15 protein-coding genes are annotated in these 19,563 nt (G+C 66.3%); 8 read left to right on the forward strand and 7 right to left on the reverse strand.

Translation table 11 applies throughout. The features are described 5' to 3' along the window. Positions 1–39: 39 nt before the first annotated feature. Positions 40–3,351 (reverse strand): bifunctional diguanylate cyclase/phosphodiesterase, encoded by a 3,312-nt coding sequence (locus tag EJ903_RS13265; RefSeq protein WP_126616011.1) that lies wholly within the window; start codon positions 3,349–3,351, stop codon positions 40–42. A 458-nt stretch (positions 3,352–3,809) separates the two neighbouring features. Here EJ903_RS13265 and purB point away from each other — a divergent pair, with 458 nt between their 5' ends. Continuing rightward, positions 3,810–5,105: an adenylosuccinate lyase gene (gene purB, locus EJ903_RS13270; protein WP_126616013.1), complete on the forward strand. Its 1,296-nt coding sequence runs from the start codon at positions 3,810–3,812 to the stop codon at positions 5,103–5,105. Positions 5,106–5,195: 90 nt separating this feature from the next. On the opposite strand, the gene EJ903_RS13275 is transcribed toward purB, so the two are convergent. Then, the gene (locus tag EJ903_RS13275) at positions 5,196–5,822 is read right to left on the reverse strand and encodes a TetR/AcrR family transcriptional regulator (RefSeq protein WP_246015534.1); all 627 of its coding nucleotides are present in this window, start codon (positions 5,820–5,822) and stop codon (positions 5,196–5,198) included. 157 nt (positions 5,823–5,979) lie between these two features. Between EJ903_RS13275 and EJ903_RS13280 the strand changes: the two genes are divergently transcribed. After that, positions 5,980–7,107: an alkene reductase gene (locus tag EJ903_RS13280; protein WP_126616019.1), complete on the forward strand. Its 1,128-nt coding sequence runs from the start codon at positions 5,980–5,982 to the stop codon at positions 7,105–7,107. 172 nt (positions 7,108–7,279) lie between these two features. Here the strand turns inward: EJ903_RS13280 and EJ903_RS13285 are convergent, their stop codons facing one another. Further along, on the reverse strand, positions 7,280–7,891 hold the full coding sequence (locus EJ903_RS13285; RefSeq protein ID WP_126616022.1) for a chemotaxis protein CheX: 612 nt from the start codon (positions 7,889–7,891) through the stop codon (positions 7,280–7,282). A 5-nt stretch (positions 7,892–7,896) separates the two neighbouring features. Continuing rightward, entirely contained in the window at positions 7,897–8,256 is a 360-nt protein-coding gene (locus EJ903_RS13290; protein WP_126616025.1) for a response regulator transcription factor, read from the reverse strand. Positions 8,257–8,434: 178 nt separating this feature from the next. On the opposite strand from EJ903_RS13290, the gene EJ903_RS13295 reads away from it, so the two are divergent. The 3 genes from EJ903_RS13295 (at position 8,435) to EJ903_RS13305 (ending at position 10,167) form a co-directional block, all read left to right on the forward strand. Next, on the forward strand, positions 8,435–8,860 hold the full coding sequence (locus EJ903_RS13295) for a putative toxin-antitoxin system toxin component, PIN family (RefSeq protein WP_246015536.1): 426 nt from the start codon (positions 8,435–8,437) through the stop codon (positions 8,858–8,860). A 106-nt stretch (positions 8,861–8,966) separates the two neighbouring features. Continuing rightward, positions 8,967–9,434, forward strand: coding sequence for a hypothetical protein (locus tag EJ903_RS13300; protein WP_126616031.1), 468 nt, complete (start codon positions 8,967–8,969; stop codon positions 9,432–9,434). Between the two features lie 160 nt (positions 9,435–9,594). Then, complete coding sequence (locus tag EJ903_RS13305) at positions 9,595–10,167, forward strand: DedA family protein (protein ID WP_126616034.1); 573 nt, start codon at positions 9,595–9,597, stop codon at positions 10,165–10,167. A 133-nt stretch (positions 10,168–10,300) separates the two neighbouring features. Here EJ903_RS13305 and EJ903_RS13310 read toward each other — a convergent pair whose 3' ends face one another. Genes EJ903_RS13310 through EJ903_RS13320 form a run of 3 tightly spaced genes read right to left on the reverse strand, consistent with a single transcriptional unit; the run spans position 10,301 to position 12,547 of the window. Beyond that, positions 10,301–11,461, reverse strand: coding sequence for a PP2C family protein-serine/threonine phosphatase (locus tag EJ903_RS13310; protein ID WP_126616036.1), 1,161 nt, complete (start codon positions 11,459–11,461; stop codon positions 10,301–10,303). A gap of 12 nt (positions 11,462–11,473) precedes the next feature. Then, positions 11,474–12,229 carry an ATP-binding protein gene (locus EJ903_RS13315; protein ID WP_126616039.1) on the reverse strand — a complete coding sequence of 252 codons (756 nt, stop codon included), beginning with the start codon at positions 12,227–12,229 and terminating at the stop codon, positions 11,474–11,476. Positions 12,230–12,238: 9 nt separating this feature from the next. Beyond that, positions 12,239–12,547 carry an STAS domain-containing protein gene (locus EJ903_RS13320; RefSeq protein ID WP_246015538.1) on the reverse strand — a complete coding sequence of 103 codons (309 nt, stop codon included), beginning with the start codon at positions 12,545–12,547 and terminating at the stop codon, positions 12,239–12,241. Positions 12,548–12,826: 279 nt separating this feature from the next. Between EJ903_RS13320 and EJ903_RS13325 the strand changes: the two genes are divergently transcribed. The 3 genes from EJ903_RS13325 to EJ903_RS13335 are packed head-to-tail and all read left to right on the forward strand — an operon-like array spanning position 12,827 to position 19,562. Beyond that, a complete protein-coding gene (locus tag EJ903_RS13325) occupies positions 12,827–15,211 on the forward strand; it encodes an ATP-binding protein (protein ID WP_126616041.1) in 2,385 nt (794 codons plus the stop codon). After that, on the forward strand, positions 15,208–18,156 hold the full coding sequence (locus EJ903_RS13330) for a hybrid sensor histidine kinase/response regulator (protein ID WP_126616044.1): 2,949 nt from the start codon (positions 15,208–15,210) through the stop codon (positions 18,154–18,156). Before EJ903_RS13325 ends, EJ903_RS13330 begins: the two co-directional genes overlap by 4 nt. Then, positions 18,153–19,562: a DUF1329 domain-containing protein gene (locus tag EJ903_RS13335; protein WP_126616047.1), complete on the forward strand. Its 1,410-nt coding sequence runs from the start codon at positions 18,153–18,155 to the stop codon at positions 19,560–19,562. Before EJ903_RS13330 ends, EJ903_RS13335 begins: the two co-directional genes overlap by 4 nt. Position 19,563 lies beyond the last annotated feature (1 nt).

Genomic DNA, 19,563 nt, shown 5'->3' on the forward strand with positions numbered 1-19,563 from the left:
TCGCGTCAAACCATCACCCGATCCGCCATCAATCCGCCGTCAATCCGCCACGTCGGCAATCTCGACCACACCGGTCGAACGCTCCCGTTTTGACAGCGGTTGAGCCTCATCCCGGGGGGATTGCGGTTCTCCAGTCTGGGCCTTCAGGAAGGACACGAAATCGTCGTAGGGCATCGGGCGGCCCAGCAGGTAGCCCTGGATCTGTTCGCAGCCGAGATTGGCGAGGCAGGAAAACTGCTCCTCCGTCTCCACCCCTTCGGCCAGGGTCTGCATGCTCAGGGACCGCGCCATGCTGATGATCGCCTCGGCGATGGCCCCACTGTCGGGATCGTTGGGCTTCAATTCATTGACGAAGCTGCGGTCGATCTTCAGCTTGTCCACCCGGAAGCGCTTGAGGTAGCTGAGGCTGGAATAGCCGGTGCCGAAATCGTCGATGGCCAATTGCACGCCCATTTCGCGCAGTTGGGCGAAGGTTTCGGCCACCAGTTCGGAATCGTCCATCAGAACGCTTTCCGTCACCTCCAGTTCCAGCGCTTCCGCCGGAACGTTGTAGGCCGACAGCCAGCCCGCCACCCGGTCGGCCAGACCGGGGCGGCGCATCTGCACCGCCGACAGGTTGACAGCGATCAACAGATCCTGATGCCGCAACAGCTCCGCCGCACGGCGGCAGGCCTCGCCCAGCACCCAATCGCCCAGGGGCAGGATCAGGCCGGTGTCCTCGGCCACCGGGATGAACTGACCGGGCATGATGAGCGTGCCGTCGGGCTGTCGCCAGCGCACCAGCGCCTCCGCCCCGACCAGACGACGCCCACCCACGGCGAACTGCGGCTGGAAGAACAGCTCCAACTCGTTGTTGGCCAGCGCCCGGCGCAGGTTGTTTTCCGTCCACATCCGATCGGACGCCCGGCGATTCAGCTCCGGCGTGAAGAAATGATAGGTGGCGCGCCCGCCATCCTTGGCCGCGTACATCGCCATGTCGGCGTTTTTCAGCAGCGCGTCGATGGTGGTCCCGTCCTGCGGGTAGATGGCCACCCCGATGGACGGCGTAACCTGCAACTCATGCCCGTCGATCAGGAAGGGTTCGGACAGGTTTTTCAGCACCTTGCGCGCGACGATTCCGGCGGCGTCGCTGGAGTCCATGTCGCTGATGAGGATGATGAACTCGTCGCCGCCCTGACGGCTGACCGTGTCGCTGGCCCGCACGGTGGCCTGAAGCCGCACCGCGACCTCGCGCAACAGCTTGTCGCCGACCTCGTGCCCCAGACTGTCGTTGATGGTCTTGAAGCGGTCGAGATCGACGAACAGCAGACCAACCTTGTTGCCGTGCCGTTCCGCCGACAGCATCGCCCGTTCCAGACGGTCGCGCAGCAGAAAGCGGTTGGGCAGATCGGTCAGGAAGTCATACTGCGCCAGATGGCGGATGCGCTCCTCCTGCGCACGGGTTTCGGTGATGTCGGTGAAGGCGGCGATGTAATTGACGACCGCGCCAGCCTCGTTCACCACCGCCTTGACGCTCAACCACTCCGGAAAGACATCTCCATTCTTGCGGGTGTTCCAGATTTCCCCGGCCCAGTGGCCGTTGGTCTGCAACTGTTCCCACATGTCTTGGAAAAACGCCGGGTCATGGCGGTTGGACCGGAGGAATTTCGGGTCCTGCCCCACCGCCTCGTCCCGGCTGTAGCCGGTGATGCGGGTGAAGGCGTCGTTGGCGGCGACGATCCGGTTGCGCTCGTTGGTGACGAACATGCCTTCGGCGGCGTTGTCGAACACCTTGGCCGACAGGCGCAATTCCCATTCCGCCCGTTTGCGCTCCGTGATGTCGCGGGCGATGGCGGAATAATAGGTGTCGCCGTCATAGGCGATCCGGCTGGCCGTGACCTCCAGTTCCAAGGTGCGGCCGTCCGGCGTGCGGTAGACGGTTTCGTAATGGGCGGCGGTGTCGTCCGGTCCCTCGGCGAACCGCTTCAGCAGATCCGCCTGCCCCATCACCAGATGCTCCAGCGTGCCGCCCAGGGCGGCGCAGCCGAAGGGGTTGATGTAGGCGATGCGCAACTGGGCGTCGGCCAGGACGACGATTTCGGAGACGTGATCGACGAAGAAGTTGGCCAGATACAGTTGGCGGGCGCGTTCGCGCAGCATGGTGTCGCTGCGCCGCATGCTGCTTTCGTATTTGTGGACCAGACGCCGGATCCAGCCGGTGATGAGCCAGGAGACGCCCACCGACGCCGCCAGCGCCAAAGCCAGAACGGCCACGGTGGTCAGCACCCGCTGGTCCACGCCCCGGCTGATTTCGGCGCGCCGCGCCTCCATCTCCCGCGCCACATCGTCGATGTAGAATCCGGCGATCAGCGACCACCCCCAGACGCCGGGGGCCGAAACATAGGCCATTTTAGGCGTTGGCCGCCCCGACACCGGGTGCACCCAATCATAGCGGATTTCCCCGCCGCCCTTGCGCGCGATGTCCAGGAATTTCAGAACCAGCTCGCGCTCGACCTCCCAGGGCAGTTCACTCGCGTTCATGCCCTCCGAGGTGGGCGAGGTCAGCGACAGCAGGACCCGGCCATCCTCGCGCAGCACGCCGACATAGCCGCTTTCGCCGAATCGGAAGGAGCGCAAGCGATCCAGCGATTCCTGTTGCAGCTTGGCCTCCACCGCCGCCATCGAATCGCTGGCCCCGATGATCCAGTCATACGGTTCGAACCGGCGGACATAGGCGATCTTGTCCACCATCTTGGTGGGGTTGTCTGGCATGCTCCAGCGGTAACGGGCGAAGCCGCGCAGATGCGGGTCGTGCGCCGCGCGCAGCAGCTCCTGCATCACCTTGGCCGCCGCCGTGTCGCTCGACCCGATGGGCGACCATCCCTCCCGCTTGGGATCCATGGGCATCAGCACCGTGGTCCCGACCGGGTCGTTGATGAAGTAATAGCCCCGCCCGTTGGCAAAGCGCAGCGGACGCAACGTGTCCTTGATCGATTCCTTCACCGCCGCTTCGGGCAGCAGGTCCTTCTGCCGCTCGTAAACGGCGCGCGCGATGGTGTAGGCCTCATCCACCTGGGTGCGAAGCTGTTCCTTCAGCAACGGCTCGGTGCGCGAGCGCATGTAAGCCAGATAGGACCGCGCGTTCTCGACCTCCTGCTCCAACGCCTGGCGCTGTTCCTGAAGGTAGCGGGTCTCCGACTGGTGCAGGTCGGTCTCGAAATCCGCCCAATGCTGCCAGACGAAGTAAAAACCCAGGCCAAGCACCAGCACCGTCACCAGCGACAGCGACGCCAAAAACTGCAGGCGGTACAGCCGGGCCTCGTCGGACGAGCGAGACGGCTCGCGCACCAACTCGGCAACAGGATCAGACAACGAACCTCCTCCTGGCACGCGGAACAACGAACGGAGCCTTGCCGCGCCGCAATTCTTGCTGAATGCCCGCAAGACTGCAACCGCAAGCGCGCGGAAATGATCGTGGCGCGACTCCGAAACAGGATATTTCTCGCAAGAGAGTTGCCGGAGGCGACAACACCACCGGATGGCACGCCGCTGGCAGTTCCGTTTCCAGCGTCACGAACACAACCTTGGCGCTTTCACCCCCATCACTCGCACCAATTTTCCGGTCACTCCATTGCCTTAGCCGACTCTTGGGCGGAACTCCCCGCATGTTTGCGCCCCTGCCACGCCCTTCGCAAGGCTTTGCAACGGCGGCCTCCGCCGGTATGGTCGCGCGCGCGTGGCGGATCGCCCGCCGCCGGGTGCTTGGCGCACCCACCCCAACCGTTCGCCCACCGCCGTCGTTTCAGGACCGCATCCTTCGGAGAGTGCCGATGATCCCCCGTTACACCCGCCCCGACATGGCCCGCATCTGGGAGCCGGAAAACCGCTTCCGCATTTGGTTCGAGATCGAGGCGCACGCCTGCGACGCGCAGGCCGAACTGGGCGTCATCCCCAAGGAGGCCGCTGCGGCCGTGTGGGCGCGCGGCAAGTGGGAAATCGACCGCATCGACGAGATCGAGCGCGAGACCCGGCACGACGTGATCGCCTTCCTGACCAATCTGGCCGAGTATGTCGGGCCGGAGGCGCGCTTCGTCCACCAGGGCATGACCTCGTCCGACGTGCTGGACACCTGCCTGGCCGTGCAGCTGACCCAGGCCGCCGACCTGCTGCTGGACGGCATGGACAAGCTGCTGGACGCGCTGAAGCGCCGCGCCTACGAACACAAGAACACCGTGACCATCGGCCGCAGCCATGGCATCCACGCCGAGCCGACCACCTTCGGCCTGAAGCTGGCCGGTCACTACGCCGCCTTCGCCCGTGGGCGCGAGCGTCTGGTCCAGGCCCGCAAGGACATCGCCACCTGCGCGATCTCCGGCGCGGTCGGCACCTTCGCCAACATCGACCCGCGCGTGGAAGAGCATGTCGCCGCCAAGCTGGGGCTGGCGGTGGAGCCGGTCTCCACCCAGGTCATCCCGCGCGACCGCCACGCCTTCTACTTCTCGGTCCTGGGCGTCATCGCGTCGAGCATCGAAAATCTGGCCGTGGAAATCCGCCACCTGCAACGCACCGAGGTGCGCGAGGCGGAGGAGTATTTCCACCCCGGTCAGAAGGGGTCGTCGGCGATGCCGCACAAGCGCAACCCGGTGCTGTCGGAAAACCTGACCGGTCTGGCCCGCATCGTCCGCGCCGCCGTCACCCCGGCGCTGGAAAACGTCGCCCTGTGGCACGAGCGCGACATCTCCCACAGCTCGGTCGAGCGCATGTTCGGCCCCGACGCCACCGTGACGCTCGACTTCGCCCTGGCCCGTCTGACCGGCATGATCGAAAAGCTGGTGGTCTATCCGGAGCGCATGCAAAAGAACCTGGACGATCTGGGCGGTCTGGTCTTCTCGCAGCGCGTGCTGCTGGCCCTGACCCAGGCCGGGATGAGCCGCGAGGACAGCTACAAGGCGGTGCAGCGCAACGCCATGCAGGTGTGGGAAAAGGGCGGCAACTTCCTGGAGCTGCTGGCCAGCGACGCCGACGTCGCCAAGCACATCAGCCGCGAGACGCTGGCCCCGATGTTCGACATGTCCTATCACACCAAGCATGTCGACACGGTGTTCCAGCGCGTGTTCGGAGCGTGATCGGCTCCAGACCCGCTGTGTGAGTTGATGCGGAACGGGGCGCGTACAGCGCCCCGTTTTCGTTTCCGCTGTGTGAGCGCCCGCCGTCCGTCAGCCGCGCGGCGTCAGGCCGTGCGCGATGGTGTGGGCCAGGGTGGCGACCACGCCCAGAACCCGGTCGTTGTCACGACCGAACACCACCTGATCCAAAAAGCCCAGGCCGAAACTCAACGTCGCGATCCCCGCCGCCACATTGGCCAGATCGACGTCAGCGGCGATGTGGCCCCGTTCGCGGAAGCTTTCCAAACGCTTGAGCAGGCAGGGAATCCGGCTTTCTGACAGCGCGCGCCCCATCTCCTCGGCGATCGCCGGATCGACCAGGGCGCGGGACAGCACCACGCGAGTGAAGTCGCGGCAGGCCCAGCTGTGCGCCAACTGCGCCGTCAGGAAATGCGCCAGATCGGCTTCCAGGCTGTCAGCGGGCGGGGGCAAGGCGCAGCCGCCGGTTTCCTGCCGCCAATAATGCTCGACCACCGCCAGCAGCAGCCCGCTCTTCCCGGAAAAATAGCGCTGGATGAGCTGTTCGTTGACCCCGGCCCGCCCGGCGATCTCCCGTGTCGTCGCGGCGTCGAATCCGCGCTGGGCGAACACCATCTTGGCGGCGTCGAGCAACGCGCCCTTGGTCGCCTCCCGGTCGCGCTTGCGCCCCGCGCCATCGCCACCGCAGCAATCATCCACGGGCGCTGTTCCCTGCTCCACGGTCTCATCCTCCTCTGGGGCGTCCGTCACCCCCTGCGCTGTTGATAATAAGTATGTCGATGCATACTTGACAAGGGGAGGCGGATGGATCAAGTATGTACTCACATACATACAACCCGCCGACGAGACTCCCGCCATGAGCCAGAGCACCCAAACCCAAGGCACCAGCGCCGACCTGTTCACCCCGCTGCGTCTGGGCGCCATCGAACTGCCCAACCGCATCATCATGGCCCCGCTCACCCGCAGCCGGGCCGGGGAAGGCAACGCGCCGACCGCGCTGAACGCCGAATATTACGCCCAGCGCGCCAGCGCCGGTTTGATCGTGACCGAGGCGACGCAGGTCTGCGACACCGCCCAGGGCTATCCCAACACGCCGGGCCTGCACACCGACGCCCAGACCATCGGCTGGCGCGCGGTGGCCGAGGCGGTGCACGCCGCAGGTGGCCGCATCGTCACCCAATTGTGGCACACCGGCCGCATCTCCCACCCGCTGTTCCAGCCGAACGGCGCGCTGCCGCTGGCCCCGTCGGCCATCGCCGCGCAGGGCCAGCTTTACACCGGCCAGGGCATGGAACCCTTCCCGACGCCGCGCGCGCTGGAGACCGCCGAAATCCCCGCTCTGGTCCGCCATTTCGCCGATTCCGCCAAACGCGCGGTGTTCGACGCCGGTCTGGACGGTGTCGAGGTTCATGGGGCGAACGGCTATCTGATCGACCAGTTCCTGCGCGACCGCACCAACCACCGCACCGATCAATATGGCGGCAGCGTGGAAAACCGCGCCCGCTTCCTGATGGAGATCCTGGAGGCGACCACCCACGCCATCGGGGCGGACCGCGTCGGCCTGCGCCTGTCGCCGACCGGTGCCTTCAACGACATGGCCGACAGCGACCCGCTGGGCCATTTCACCACCGTCGCCAAGGCGCTGAACAGCTTCAATCTGGCCTATCTGCACGTGATCGAGGGCCGCCCCGGCCACCACATGGCCCCGGCGGAGGGTCAGCCGCACGTCGCCGCCGCCCTGCGGTCGGTCTACAAGGGAGCCTTGATTCTGAACGGCGGCTACAGCCGGGCCGACGCCGACGCCGCCATCGCCAAGGGTGAAGCCGACGCCATCAGCTTTGGCGAACCCTTCCTGGCCAACCCGGACCTGCCGGTCCGCTTCGCCCGCAACGCCGCGCTGAACGAACCCGACCGCACGACCTATTACGGCGGCGGGGCCAAGGGCTACACCGATTATCCGGCGCTGGAGACGGTCGCCGCCTGACCAAACGGCACCGCCCCCGGAACGAGAGGCGGGCGGTGCTGCCCAGCGCGTTTTGCTGGGTTCCTGTTGTTGTGTGCGCTCCCCCGGTTGGGGAACACGCCCCTGCTTCCCCAACCGCCGACGGCCGGACGCACGCCCCATGCGTTCGGCCGTCTCTTTGCGGCGGGTTCGGTCAGAGATTGGCGATGGCTTGGCGGATCGCCGTGCGGAACGCGTCCAGCGACGCGATGTCCAGCAGGAACAGCGCATGCCCGTGGGCGTCGCCCGCCGCGAGCGCCATGTCGATGCGCACGAACAGCACCGGATCGTCGGCCGACCCGATCACCTCTTCCGCCTTGCCGGAGCCATAGCCCGGAACGGTCCCGGCGATCTCACCACCGATCAGGTTCGACAGGCTGGCCAGACAACCGTTCAGGATGATGTTGCCGATCTCGGTCAGGGCGTCCTGTTCCATTTCGCCGGGGCCGTTGGCCGCCGGGTCGATGGGAACCAGCCGCCCAACCAGGGCCAGCGTCCCTTCCTCCGGGAAAATCAACATGGCTTCACCGGTGAAGGGACCGGCGAATTCGCCGCGCACGGCGCAGACCGGCGGCTTGATGCCCGGGGCCAGATCGTGGGTGATCCGGGCGCGGGTGGACACCGCGAAGGACGGCACCGACAACCGAACCTCTTCCCCCAGCATGGAACTCAGCGCCGCCGCCGGTTCCCCCATGCCGATGTTGAAGAGTTCGGCAATTGCGTCCGCTTCGTCGCCCGTCAAATGAAACGAGTCATCGGCGGCCATCGGCGTCACTGCCCGCCAGCGGCGAGGAACTCGCGAATCTTGTCCGATGTGATCGGCTTGGCGATGAAGCGCACGCCGAGCGCCTCCGCCTTCATCTTCAACGAGTCCTGGACGTTGGCGGTCAACAGGCCGATGTGCAGGCCCAGAAAACGGTCCTTCAGCCGTTCGCACAGGGTCAACCCGTCCATGCCGGGCATGTTGTAATCGACGATGGCAGCCACCGGCACCGTCTCGCCAATCACCTCCAACGCCTCCTCACCGCTGGCGGCGGCGACGATGGTCCAGTCCGGGCGCAGCGACGTGATGACGCTGCCGACCATGTTGCGCGCCAGCCGACTGTCGTCGACGATGAGAATCGTGGTCATGCCCTGAGTTCCGCCGTTAATGATCGGTTGACACAATTTGGTGTTCTTAGCGCAAACTTTGGTTCTGAACAAGAAAGGGCGGCAGGGTTTCGGTATGTGTGATGATAAAAAATCAACAGAACCTGCCGGATCGGTCAGAATTCGCGCCCCTTCGATCGATTGTCCACCGATCCGGGCGGTGTTGGACACCAACATCCTGGTGTCCTACGCCCTGATGACGGGACGGCCGCCCCGTCACAACCAACGCCAGCACGATGCGTTGCGCCGCTGTGTGGAGTGGGTGCGCCGTGACCATGGGCTGTTGGGCAGCGAAGACACTCTGGCGGAGTTGCGATCCACCCTTTTGCGTCCGGATTTCGAGCGCTATCAGAGAAAGGCGGCGCGGGTGCGGTTTTGCGAGGCCATCGAATCCGAAACCACACGGGTGGCGCAACCGCCCGACGTCCGTCTGTGCCGCGATCCCAACGATGACATGTTCCTGGCCGTGGCCCTGGCGGGCGACGCCGATTGGCTGGTCACGGTGGATCAGCAATTGCTGTCGGTCGGACGGGTCGGGCGCACGGTGATCCTGCGTCCGGAACGGCTGCTGGAACGGCTGGGCTGAACGGGTGATCCCGGGTTTTCTCGGTGCCCAGCGGTCGATTTCGCTCGACAGACGAGGGGTATTAGCGGAATAAAAAGGGAACACTTCGCAAACTGCGAGTGAACGGATGACCGCCCAGCCCCTGCTCTTCACCGATCTTCCCACGACCGACCGGGTGCGCAAGCCCCCCCGCCGACCGCGTTCGGGCAGCATCGCCGCCCCGGTTGCGGTCGATCAGGTGCACGAACCGCTGCGCCCGACCGCCGCGTTGCCCGTGTTTCCCGCAAGCGCCCCCCCCACCGCCGTGCCCCCCACCACCGTGCCCCGCGTCAACGCCTCTTTCGATCTGGTGCCGCCAGGTCCGCCGCCGCCCTTCGATCCGGCCACCTTGTCCAACGCGGAGGCGCGGGCGCTGATTCACGCCCTGCCCGATCACAAGCTCAGCCACCTCTTGCTTGAAGCCGCGCGGGAGTTGAAGCGGCGCGCCCTGCCCGACAATGATCCGGACGACCCGGACACCGACGCCAGCCCCAACCCGGCGCTGTTGCGCGCCGCGCGTCAGGTGGCGGCGGAGCTGTCGGGCGAGGATGTCTGATCGAGCGTTCAAAGTCTGACAGAAAGTTTAGGGGACAAGCCGTCCGGCCTATGCCATGATGCGCAATCAGCCGTTTTGTTTATGTTGCGCCGCACAATAACGCAGCCCATCAGGAGCAAACCGGCAACAAAGCGTCGCGTGTCGTCTCCCGGAGGGGGCTTTGGACTGGATCAACTGGTTGCAGGAATGGGGCAACGCCTTCTACCCGCTGGCGTTCTTCTGGGCTTTTTTTGAAGGTGAAACATTTGTCATCTTCGGCGGGATGGGCGCGCAGCTTGGCATCATCAATCTGTATTGGCTGATCGGCACGGTGTGGATCGGCAGCTTCATGGGCGATCAGCTGTGGTTCTGGCTGGGGCGTCGGTGGGGAGCCAAGGCGCTGGCGCGCTTCCCGTCCGCCGAAACCCACGCCAACCGTGCCTTGCGCTGGTTGGAGAAATACGGCGTCGCCTTCATCCTCAGCTTCCGCTTCCTCTATGGTGTCCGCAACATCGCCTCGGTGGCCATCGGCACGTCGAACATGCCGTGGAGCAAGTTCCTGTTCTGGAACTTCCTGGCCGCTGGCATCTGGGCGTGCAGCTTCGCCGGTGCCGGCTACATGTTCGGCGAAGCGGCGGCGACCATCGGCGAGAACGGACCAAAGATTCTCATCCTCAGCGTGGCGGCCATCGGCGGATTGTGGATCGCCTTCAAAAGCATCCGCTGGGTTGTGCGGCGCTTCGCCGCGTCCTGAGACCGGCACCAGCCACCGGCGGAGTCGGCCTCAGCCCCGCTCCGTCAGGGCCAGCAGAATTCACCGCGCCGGGCCTTCCCGGCGCGGTTTTTTGTGACGGTCGAGCGTTCGCCGCCCCGACCTGCACCAGTCCTCACGCCCGACGGGCGATCCACACCGCCGTCAGATCATCGCGCAACGGCAGGTGCGTGCGGGCGTAGAAGCGTTCCTTCATCGGTGTCAGCGGATGGGCGCGGTTGGCCTCCACCGCCGACCGGACGAAATCGGGAACCGCATCCTGCCCCAACGGTCCCAGCCCGTTGGCTCCCCCGCATTCGATCAGCGCGTCGCTGTAAAGAAACAGGAAGCCGCCGCGCGGCAGGCGGTGGCTGTGATCGGTGTAGCGGGCGTGGCGCGAGGCCCCCAGAACCAGCCCGGCCGAATCCAGCAGGCGGATGTCCCCCCCCACCCCCAACACCGGGTTGGGCGACCCCGCTGCCGCGTAAGTCAGCGTGTCGGTCGTCAAGTCAAGGATACCAAAGAATGCTGTGGCGAACTGCCCGGTCGGCAGCACGTCCTTCAACGCCCCGTTCAACTGCATCAGCCATTGCGAGGGAGCCGCGTCCTGCATCGGAAAGCGGTCGATCAGCGTGTGCAGACGAAAGGTGTTGATCGCCGCCGTGATGCCGTGCCCGGCGAAATCGATGATGAGAAAGCCGACCCGACGGTCGTCCAGCGGATAGACGCCCCAAAAATCCCCGCCCAACTCCGACGACGTTTCAAAATGCGCCTCGAGCACAAGGCCGTAGCGCTCCGCCACCGACTGCAACCGGCGTCCCTCCGGCAACAGGGAATGCTGCATCGCCCGCGCGTGCGCCAGTTCCCGCTCCACCCGCGCGCGATAGGCGGCCAGATCGGTGAACAGCTTGCGCTTTTCCAGTTGGTGACGCACCCGCGCCACGCATTCGCCGGGCTTGATCGGCTTTGAGATGAAATCGCTGCCACCCGCCTCGAAACAACGGACCTGCTCCTGGTCGCTGTCGAAGGCGGTCTGGAACAGCACGGGCAATTGTTCGTGCGTGGCGTTGCGGCGCAGCGCCTCGCACATCTCCAGCCCGTTCATCACCGGCATGTCGACGTCCAGCAGCACCAGATCGGGGCGGAAGCTCTCCACCGCCTTCAACCCCTCCGCCCCGTTTTCGGCAAAGGCGATCTGGGTGATTCCCGCCCGCCGGATCACCAGCGCCAGGGATTTGCGGTTGAACTCGTTGTCGTCAACGATCAGGACACGGCTGTCGGACAGCGAAATGGCCATGTCAATGGCCCGTCAGACGTCGAAATGCAGAACGGTGCAGCGTCCGCCATCGGTCACGGCCACACGGCTGGCCAACGCGCGCATGAACACGAATCCACGCCCGGAACGCGCCTTGCCATCGCTCGCCGGGGACGTTGCCCCGCTGTCGAACCCACCGCCCTGATCGACCACGGCGATCGCGATCGTCGTCGCGTTCCATCGGCAGAAAATATCGATGCGGCGGCGCTTGATGGCGGGATCGCCCAAGCGGTCGCGCAGCAGTTGCCCGAACACGCGGTAGCCGTCGGGCTGGTTCTTCGCCGCGCTGGAGATCCCCAGATTGCCGTGCACGATGGCGTTGGCGATGGCCTCGTGCAGGCACATCTCCACGTTGGCGCGGTGATCCGCCGACAAGGCCCCACGACGCGCCAGCTCGTCGCACACCAGAACGGCGCATTGCAGGCCATAGGCGGTTCCGGTGGTCAGCGACAGATAGAATCCCGGCTCCACCGCCGGTGCACCGGACCAGTCTTCCATCAGGGCGGCGGGTTCATCGCCGCCCTCCCCCAGCTCCACGGTCAGGAACGGGTTGCGGTGAAAGGCCTCGCGCAGGCAATCGCGGTCGGCCCGCTCCACCAGCAGCGCGTCGGCCCAGGGCGGTGCCGCGTCGGAAGGAACCGGCTCGAAGCCGTTGACGTCGAACCGCGCCGTCACCCGGGCCGTCATGTCGGCCGGAACACGATCCCGCACGACGCAGAAGGGACGCAACGGAGAGGGGATCGTATCCATGTCAGGTCATCACTGTTCGATGGTGACGATTTCGTTGATCTTGGCCAGATCAATGGACCGTTTTACGTCGCCGCGCGGGCCGCTGACAACCAGCTTGATGTTCCGCTGCTCCGCTTCCTCCTGAAGGATCAGCAGCATGCCCAGACCGGCGGAATCGATGAAATCCAGCGCCGACAGGTTCAAGACGAAGCGGCGCAGGCCGTTGCCATCCAGCAGCTCGACAATGTCCCGCAGACGATCATGATCGGTGAACTCCAGGCGTCCCGACAGCTGGACTTCAACCGTGTCCTGTTCCACGCGCGATCGAAACTCCATCATTCCCTCTTCTTGTGGCGGGCCGCGCGCCGATGCGGTCGCGCGCGTTTCTCGGATGAAACGCCTATGCACAGTAGTGCAACGCAGCGACTCTTCACAAGCATCGTCATACCGGGATGCTCAAGCCTGCGCAAAAACGCGACAAAACCGTCAACATCTTCGCCTGCGCCATCGATCATGGACGGCGGCGGTCGGAACGGGGTAGAAGAAATCCGGCGGCTTCACCAACGCGCGGGCGCTGCCCCAGTCAATCAGTCAGCCCACTGGCCGGAACACCATGGCATGAACAGGATCGCACAGGCGTGGCGGCGGGTGCCGACGGTGTCGGCCAAATTTCTGCTGATCCTGATTCCCAGCCTGGTTCTGGCCGTCTCGGTCTTTTCATCGGTGTTTTTTTACAACCGCCACCAGGACTTGCGTCTGGCCCTGCGCGACAAGGTGTCCACCATCGCCGACATCAACGCGGCGGCGCTGTCGGCCAGCCTGTGGAGTTTCGACGTCAACGCCATCCGCAACGTCGTCCAGGCCATCGCGGCCAACCGCGAACTGGTCTGCGTCGAGGTGACGGACGATCTGGCCGACGGGCTGTTCGTCTGGCCCGGTGTGGATTGCCCCACCGACAGCCCCAACACCGAACGCCGCGCCATCAAGGTGCAGAATCTCCAGGTCGGGACCATCACCCTGCATTTCAGCTACGACGCGGTGCGCGAACAGCTTCGGCAGGAGATCGTCAACACGGTGTTCCTGTTGCTGATGATGCTGGCCGGGACCGTCGCCGCCGCGCTGGCGGCGCTGCGCCTGACCATCGGCAAGCCGCTGCGCCGCCTGATCGCCTCCATCCTGCATTCCGAACAGGGGTTCGGCCACCGCCCGGTCGACTGGAGCGCGGCGGATGAGCTGGGGCGGGTGATCCACGCCTACAACGGCATGCTCGCCCGCCTGGGCGAGGAGGAAGCCGCCCTGCGCAAGAGCGAGCAACGCCTGTCGCTGGCCATCACCGCCACCCGCTCCTCGGTGTGGGATTACGACCCCACCACCGGGCAATATTGGTGGTCGAAGGAGTTTCCCGCCCTGCTGGGCTATGGCCCGACCGAGCTGGCGATGACGACCAAGACCTGGGTCTCGCTGCTCCATCCGGACGAGGCCGACGACATCGTCGCCGAGTCGCGCCGCCGCCGCCGGGACAAGGCGCTGGCCTACAGCGCCGTGTACCGCATGCGCCGCCGCGATGGTCAATGGGCCTGGATCGAGGACCGCGCCACCGCCCTGCGCGATTCCCAGGGCAACGCCCTGCGCATCACCGGGACCATGTCCGACGTGACGGAGCGGGTGCAGGCCGAACTGGATCTGGCGCGCGAGCGCAACATCCTGCAAATCACGCTGGACAACACGGATCAGGGCATCATCAAGGTGGACCGGGATCTGCGGGTGGTGATGTCCAACCGCCGCGCCGCCGAATTCCTGAACATCCCGCCGGAGTTCCTCGCCGCCTGCCCGGTCTTCCCCGACATCGTCAGCCTGCAACGCAGCCGGGGCGAGTTCAACGAGATGGGCGACGACCCCGACCTCTACCTCGCCTATGGCGGCGATGACCTGGAAGACGGGTTGTCCGGCGGGGGTGGCGGGGGCAGCGTGTGGGAACAGCCGCTGACCTTCAAGCGCCGCCGTCCCGATGGCCGCATCATCGAGGTGCGCACCAACCCGCTGCCCGAAGGCGGCTTCGTCCGCACGTTCACCGACGTGACGGTGGAGGCCCGCTCCGCCGAGGAGATCTTCAACGCCATGCAGGCGCTGGGGGCCGCCTACGCTGATCTGAAGGAAACCCAGGCCAGTCTGGTGCAGGCCGAAAAGATGGCCTCGCTCGCCCTGCTCGTCGCCGGCGTGGCGCATGAGATCAACACCCCGATCGGCATTGCCTTTGGCTGCTCCACCCATCTGTCCAGCCGCACCCAGGCGCTGAACGACGCGTTCGAAGGCGGGACGATGAAGAAATCCGATCTGGCGGCCTACGTCGCCACCGCCGGGGAATCCTCCCGCCTGATTCAGCAGAACCTGACCCGTGCGGCCGAACTGATCCAAAGCTTCAAGCGCGTGGCCGTCGATCAGACCAGCGAGGAACGCCGCGCCTTCGACCTGCTGGCCTATCTGGAGGAGATCGTCACCTCGCTCGGCCCCACCCTGCGCAAGGGGCCGCACCGGGTTGCCATCGCCTGTTCGCCCGGCGTCGTCATCGACAGCTTCCCCGGCGCGCTCAGCCAGGTCGTCACCAATCTGGTGATGAACGCGCTGACCCACGCCTTCCCCGACGGCACCAAGGGGCATATGGTCATCGACGTCGATGATCTGGAGGATGGCGATCTGCAAATCCGTTTCGCCGACGACGGAGTCGGCATCCCCGAGGAGCACCGCAACAAGGTGTTCGAACCCTTCTTCACCACCAAACGCGGGGCGGGCGGCAGTGGGCTGGGCCTGCACATCGTCTTCAACCTCGTCACCCAGACGCTTGGCGGGCGGATCTCGGTTGACAGCGCGCCCGGCGATGGAACTACGTTCACCCTGCGCATTCCCAAATCCATCCCGGCGGTTGCCGCCGTCGCGGGTGTGGACAGCCCCGCAACCAGCCCGGCCACCGTCGGCACCGCCAGCCTGGAGACCGCAGCAGCATGAGCATGGGCGCTCTGGCCGACCGCATGTTCGACGACGACGACATCCTGTTCGCCGACGAGGATGACGCCAACGGCGTTGGCGTGGCGGAAGAGGCACCGCCCCCCTGGACCGTTCTGGTGGTCGATGACGAGGCCGACGTCCATCTGATGACCAACCTGCTGTTGGCCGACGTCACCTTTCAAAACCGCCCGCTCGACCTGATCGGTGCCCACACCGCCACCCACGCGCGGATGATCCTGGAAAACCGGCCCGACATCGCCGTCATCCTGCTGGATGTGGTGATGGAACAGGACGATTCCGGCCTGCGGCTGGTGCGCTGGATCCGCGACGATCTGGGGAACCGCGACGTGCGCATCATCCTGCGCACCGGCCAGCCGGGCCAGGCCCCGCAGCGCGACGTCATCGTCGATTACGACATCAACGACTACAAACCCAAAGCCGACCTGTCGGCGGAAAGCCTGTTCACCGCCGTCATCGCCGCCCTGCGCGCCTTCGATCAGATCCAGTCGATCGAAACCCGGGTGGCCGAACGCACCCGCGAGCTGCGCGAAAGCCGCGAGCAGATCAACGCCGTGCTGGAGGCCAGCCCGATCGGGGTCTGCGCCTATGACGAAAGCGGCATCATCGTCCTGACCAACCACCGGCTGACCACCCTGCTGGGCGTCTCCAAGGACCGGCTGCTGGGCGGCAGCATCGGCGAGCTGTTCGCGCCGATGGAGGATCGGCAGGACGAACAGCGCTGGCTGTTCTACCGCCGCCAGATCCGCGACGCGGAGGTGAAGCTGCTGCGCGCCGACGGCTCCAGCTTCTGGGCGCTGATGACGGTCGATCCGACCCACGTCAACGGCCAGCCGGTCTTTCTGTCCTGGATCTACGACATCACGCGCCGCAAGCTGGCCGAACGCCAGATGGAAAACGCCAAGGAGCAGGCCGAGCAGGCGACCAAGGCGAAATCCGCCTTCCTCGCCACCATGAGCCACGAAATCCGCACGCCGATGAACGGCGTGCTGGGCATGCTGGGGCTGCTGGAACGGACGGAGCTGGACAGCCACCAGCTCGACACCGTGGCGACCATGCGGGAATCGGCCACGTCGCTGTTGCGCATCATCGACGACATCCTGGATTTCTCGAAGATCGAGGCCGGGAAGATGGACGTCGAGCGCGTCGTCGTCTCCATCCCCGCCCTGGTCGAAGGGGTGGCGGAAACGCTGGCCCCTTCCGCCCGCGCCAAGGGGTTGTCGCTGCTGACCTACATCGACCCGGCCATTCCTCCCGCCCTGCTGGGCGATCCGGTCCGGCTGCGGCAGATCCTGTTCAACCTCGGCGGCAACGCCATCAAATTCACCGAACATGGCCGCATCGTGTTGCGGGCGGGGTTGAGCGGCCTCAGCCCGGACAGCGCCGCCTTGCGGATCGAGGTCATCGACACCGGCATCGGCATCCCCGACGCCGCCCGGCGGCGGCTGTTCCAGCCCTTCACCCAGGCGGAAAGCTCCACCACCCGGCGGTTCGGCGGCACCGGCCTCGGCCTGTCGATCAGCCGCCGTCTCGCCACCCTGATGAACGGCGAGATCGGGGTGGAGAGCAACCCCGGCGACGGCTCCACCTTCTGGCTGACCCTGGCGTTGGATCGGGTGGACGCGCTGCCGCCCGTCGGTGACGCCCCCCCGGTCGCCGACACCCCGGATGACCCGATGGCCTTGGACCTGTCGGGCCTGACGGTGCTGCTGGGCGTGCCCGACGCCACCGAACGCGCCTTCCTGTCCAGCTATCTGGAGGTTGCGGGCGCACGGGTTCTGCCCGCCGGGGATCCGCAACAGTTGGCGACCCAGGCCCGCATCGCCCGGGACGCCGGATGCCCGGCCAGTGTGGTCGCGGTGGACGAGGCGCTGCGGGTTCCCGCCGCCGCCTGCGCGCCGGAGGAGTTGGGACGGCGCAGTGGCGAGGCCTGCCCCCCCATCGTGCTGTTGATGCAGGGCAGCGGGGGCGATCGCCCCAGCGGCAACACCGTGCCGTTGGGGCGGCCGGTGCGCCGTGTGCCATTCCTGCGCGCGGTCGCCACCGCCGCCGGGCGCGGGTCGTCGGTGGAACCACCGCCAACGGCCACCACCCCATCCAGCCGCCCGGCGGAGAGCGTGCCGGTGGAACTGGATGCCGAGCAGGCGCACGCCGAGGGCCGCCTGATCCTGGTCGCCGAAGACAACGCGGTGAACCGCAAGGTGCTGGGCATGCAGTTGCGGGCGCTGGGCTACGCCGCCGAGATGACGCCGGGCGGGGCGGAGGCGCTGGCCGCGTGGCGCGGGGATCGCCGTTACGCCCTGTTGCTGACCGATGTGCAGATGCCGGAGATCGATGGCTTCGAACTGACCCGCCGCATCCGCGCGGCTGAACAGAACGGCGATGGCCCCGCCGGAGCCGCACGCCTGCCGATCATCGCCATCACCGCCAACGCCGCGCCGGGGGAGGTCGCGAGCTACCACGCCGCTGGCATGGACGCGGTGTTGAGCAAACCGCTCGACCTGTCGCAACTCGCCATCACCCTGGCGCGCTGGATGCCCCCGCTGTCCAGCGACGCACCGGGCGTCACCGTGGCGGCAGCCCCCCCACCAACCAACGCCGACGCGCCCATCGACCTGAGCGCGCTGCGCGCGCTGTGTGGAGGAGACGACGGCATGGTGGACGAGCTTTTGGGCGATTTCCGCAGCACCAGCCGCGAGATTCTGGCCGGTCTCGACGCCGGTCTGCTGAATCAGGATCTGTCCGCCGTGCGCGCCGCCGCGCACAACCTCAAAGGCTCCAGCCGCAACGCCGGGGCCAAGCCGCTCGCGGACGCGGCGTTGCGCTTGGAACAGGCGGCCAACGGCACCACCGACTGGCCGACCCTGACGCGCTTGGCCAGCGATGTCCACGCGGCCTTCGCCGCTCTGGAACAGCACCTGTCATGACCGCCCCCGACCACCCCAACCGCCGCAGGGCGCTGGCGTTGCTGGGCGGGGCGGCGGCGGCGGCCCTGCCCCTTCCAGCAACCGCCCAGACCACCCCCGCCCCACCACCTCCCATCCAAGACTCGCCCGCCCCAACCGCTCCACCGGTCCCACGGTTGGGGGAGGAGTTGACCCCCTTCGGCGCGATCCGCGCGGGGAACCGCACCCGCGTCATCCCGCCCTGGACCGGTGGCCTGATCAAGCCGCCGCGTGGCTACACACCCGGTCGTCACAGCCCGGATCCCTTCATCGAGGATGGCCGTTGGATCACCGTCGGCCCGGCGGATGTGGAACGCTACAAGATCCGGCTGTCCGCCGGGTTGCAAGCGCTGCTGGCCAAATACCCGACCACCTTCGAAGTGCCGGTGTTCCCCTGCCGCCGCAGCGCGGCGGCACCGCAACGGATCTATGACGCCAGCTTGGAAAACGCCACCCGCGCCGCCCTGGGGGCCAATGGGTTGGTGCTGTCGGGGGCGCGGGTGGGGGTTCCCTTTCCCATCCCCGCCAACGGCGTCCAGGCGATGTGGAACCACCTGCTGCGCTGGCGCGGCGGGGCGATGAGCCACACAAGCCAGACCGTGCTGCCCGGCGGCGACGGCAAATTCAGCGACCGCCTGTATCAGGAGGATTTCCTGTCCCCTTACGCCGCCGGTGAGGGTGGCACGCCGCTGCTGTACCGACGGACCACCCTGACCCCCGCCGACCAGAGCGGCACCACCCTGCTGACACAAGCCACCCTGAACCCCATCCAATCGGGGTTTCGCGCCTGGTTCCGCGCGGGGGAGCGGGGGCGGGTGCTCCCGGCCCCGGATTTTCTCTATGACACCAACGATCCGGCCACCGACGGCATCGCCACCGCCGACATGCTCGACATGTTCAGCGGCCCGCTCGACCGGTTCGACTTCACGCTGATTTCCCGGCGGGAAATGTATGTTCCCTACAACGCCTACCGCATGAACACGCCCAACCTCGCCCCCCACGAGTTCCTGTGGTACGGCCACCCGAACCCGCAGTTCCTGCGCTATGAGATGCACCGGGTGTGGATCGTCGACGCCCGGCTGAAGCCGAATTTCCAGCACAAGCTGCCCGACCGCACCTATTACCTGGATGAGGATTCCTGGCAGATCGTGATGGCCGAGCATTACAACGGCAAGGGTGAGTTGCAGCGCTACGCCGAGGCCCACAACGTCGCCCATTGGCAGGTCCCGGCCTTCGTCCCTGCGGCCGAATTTGTGTATGACCTCACCGGTGATCGCTACGTCGCCCGTGGCATCGACAATCTGCAGCGCCCGCCGGTGTTCGACAAACCCCTGAAGCCCGACGCCTTCACCCCGGAGTCACTGGTCCGTCGCGGTCGCCGCGACTGAG

The organism is Azospirillum griseum (assembly GCF_003966125.1).
GTDB lineage: Bacteria > Pseudomonadota > Alphaproteobacteria > Azospirillales > Azospirillaceae > Azospirillum > Azospirillum griseum.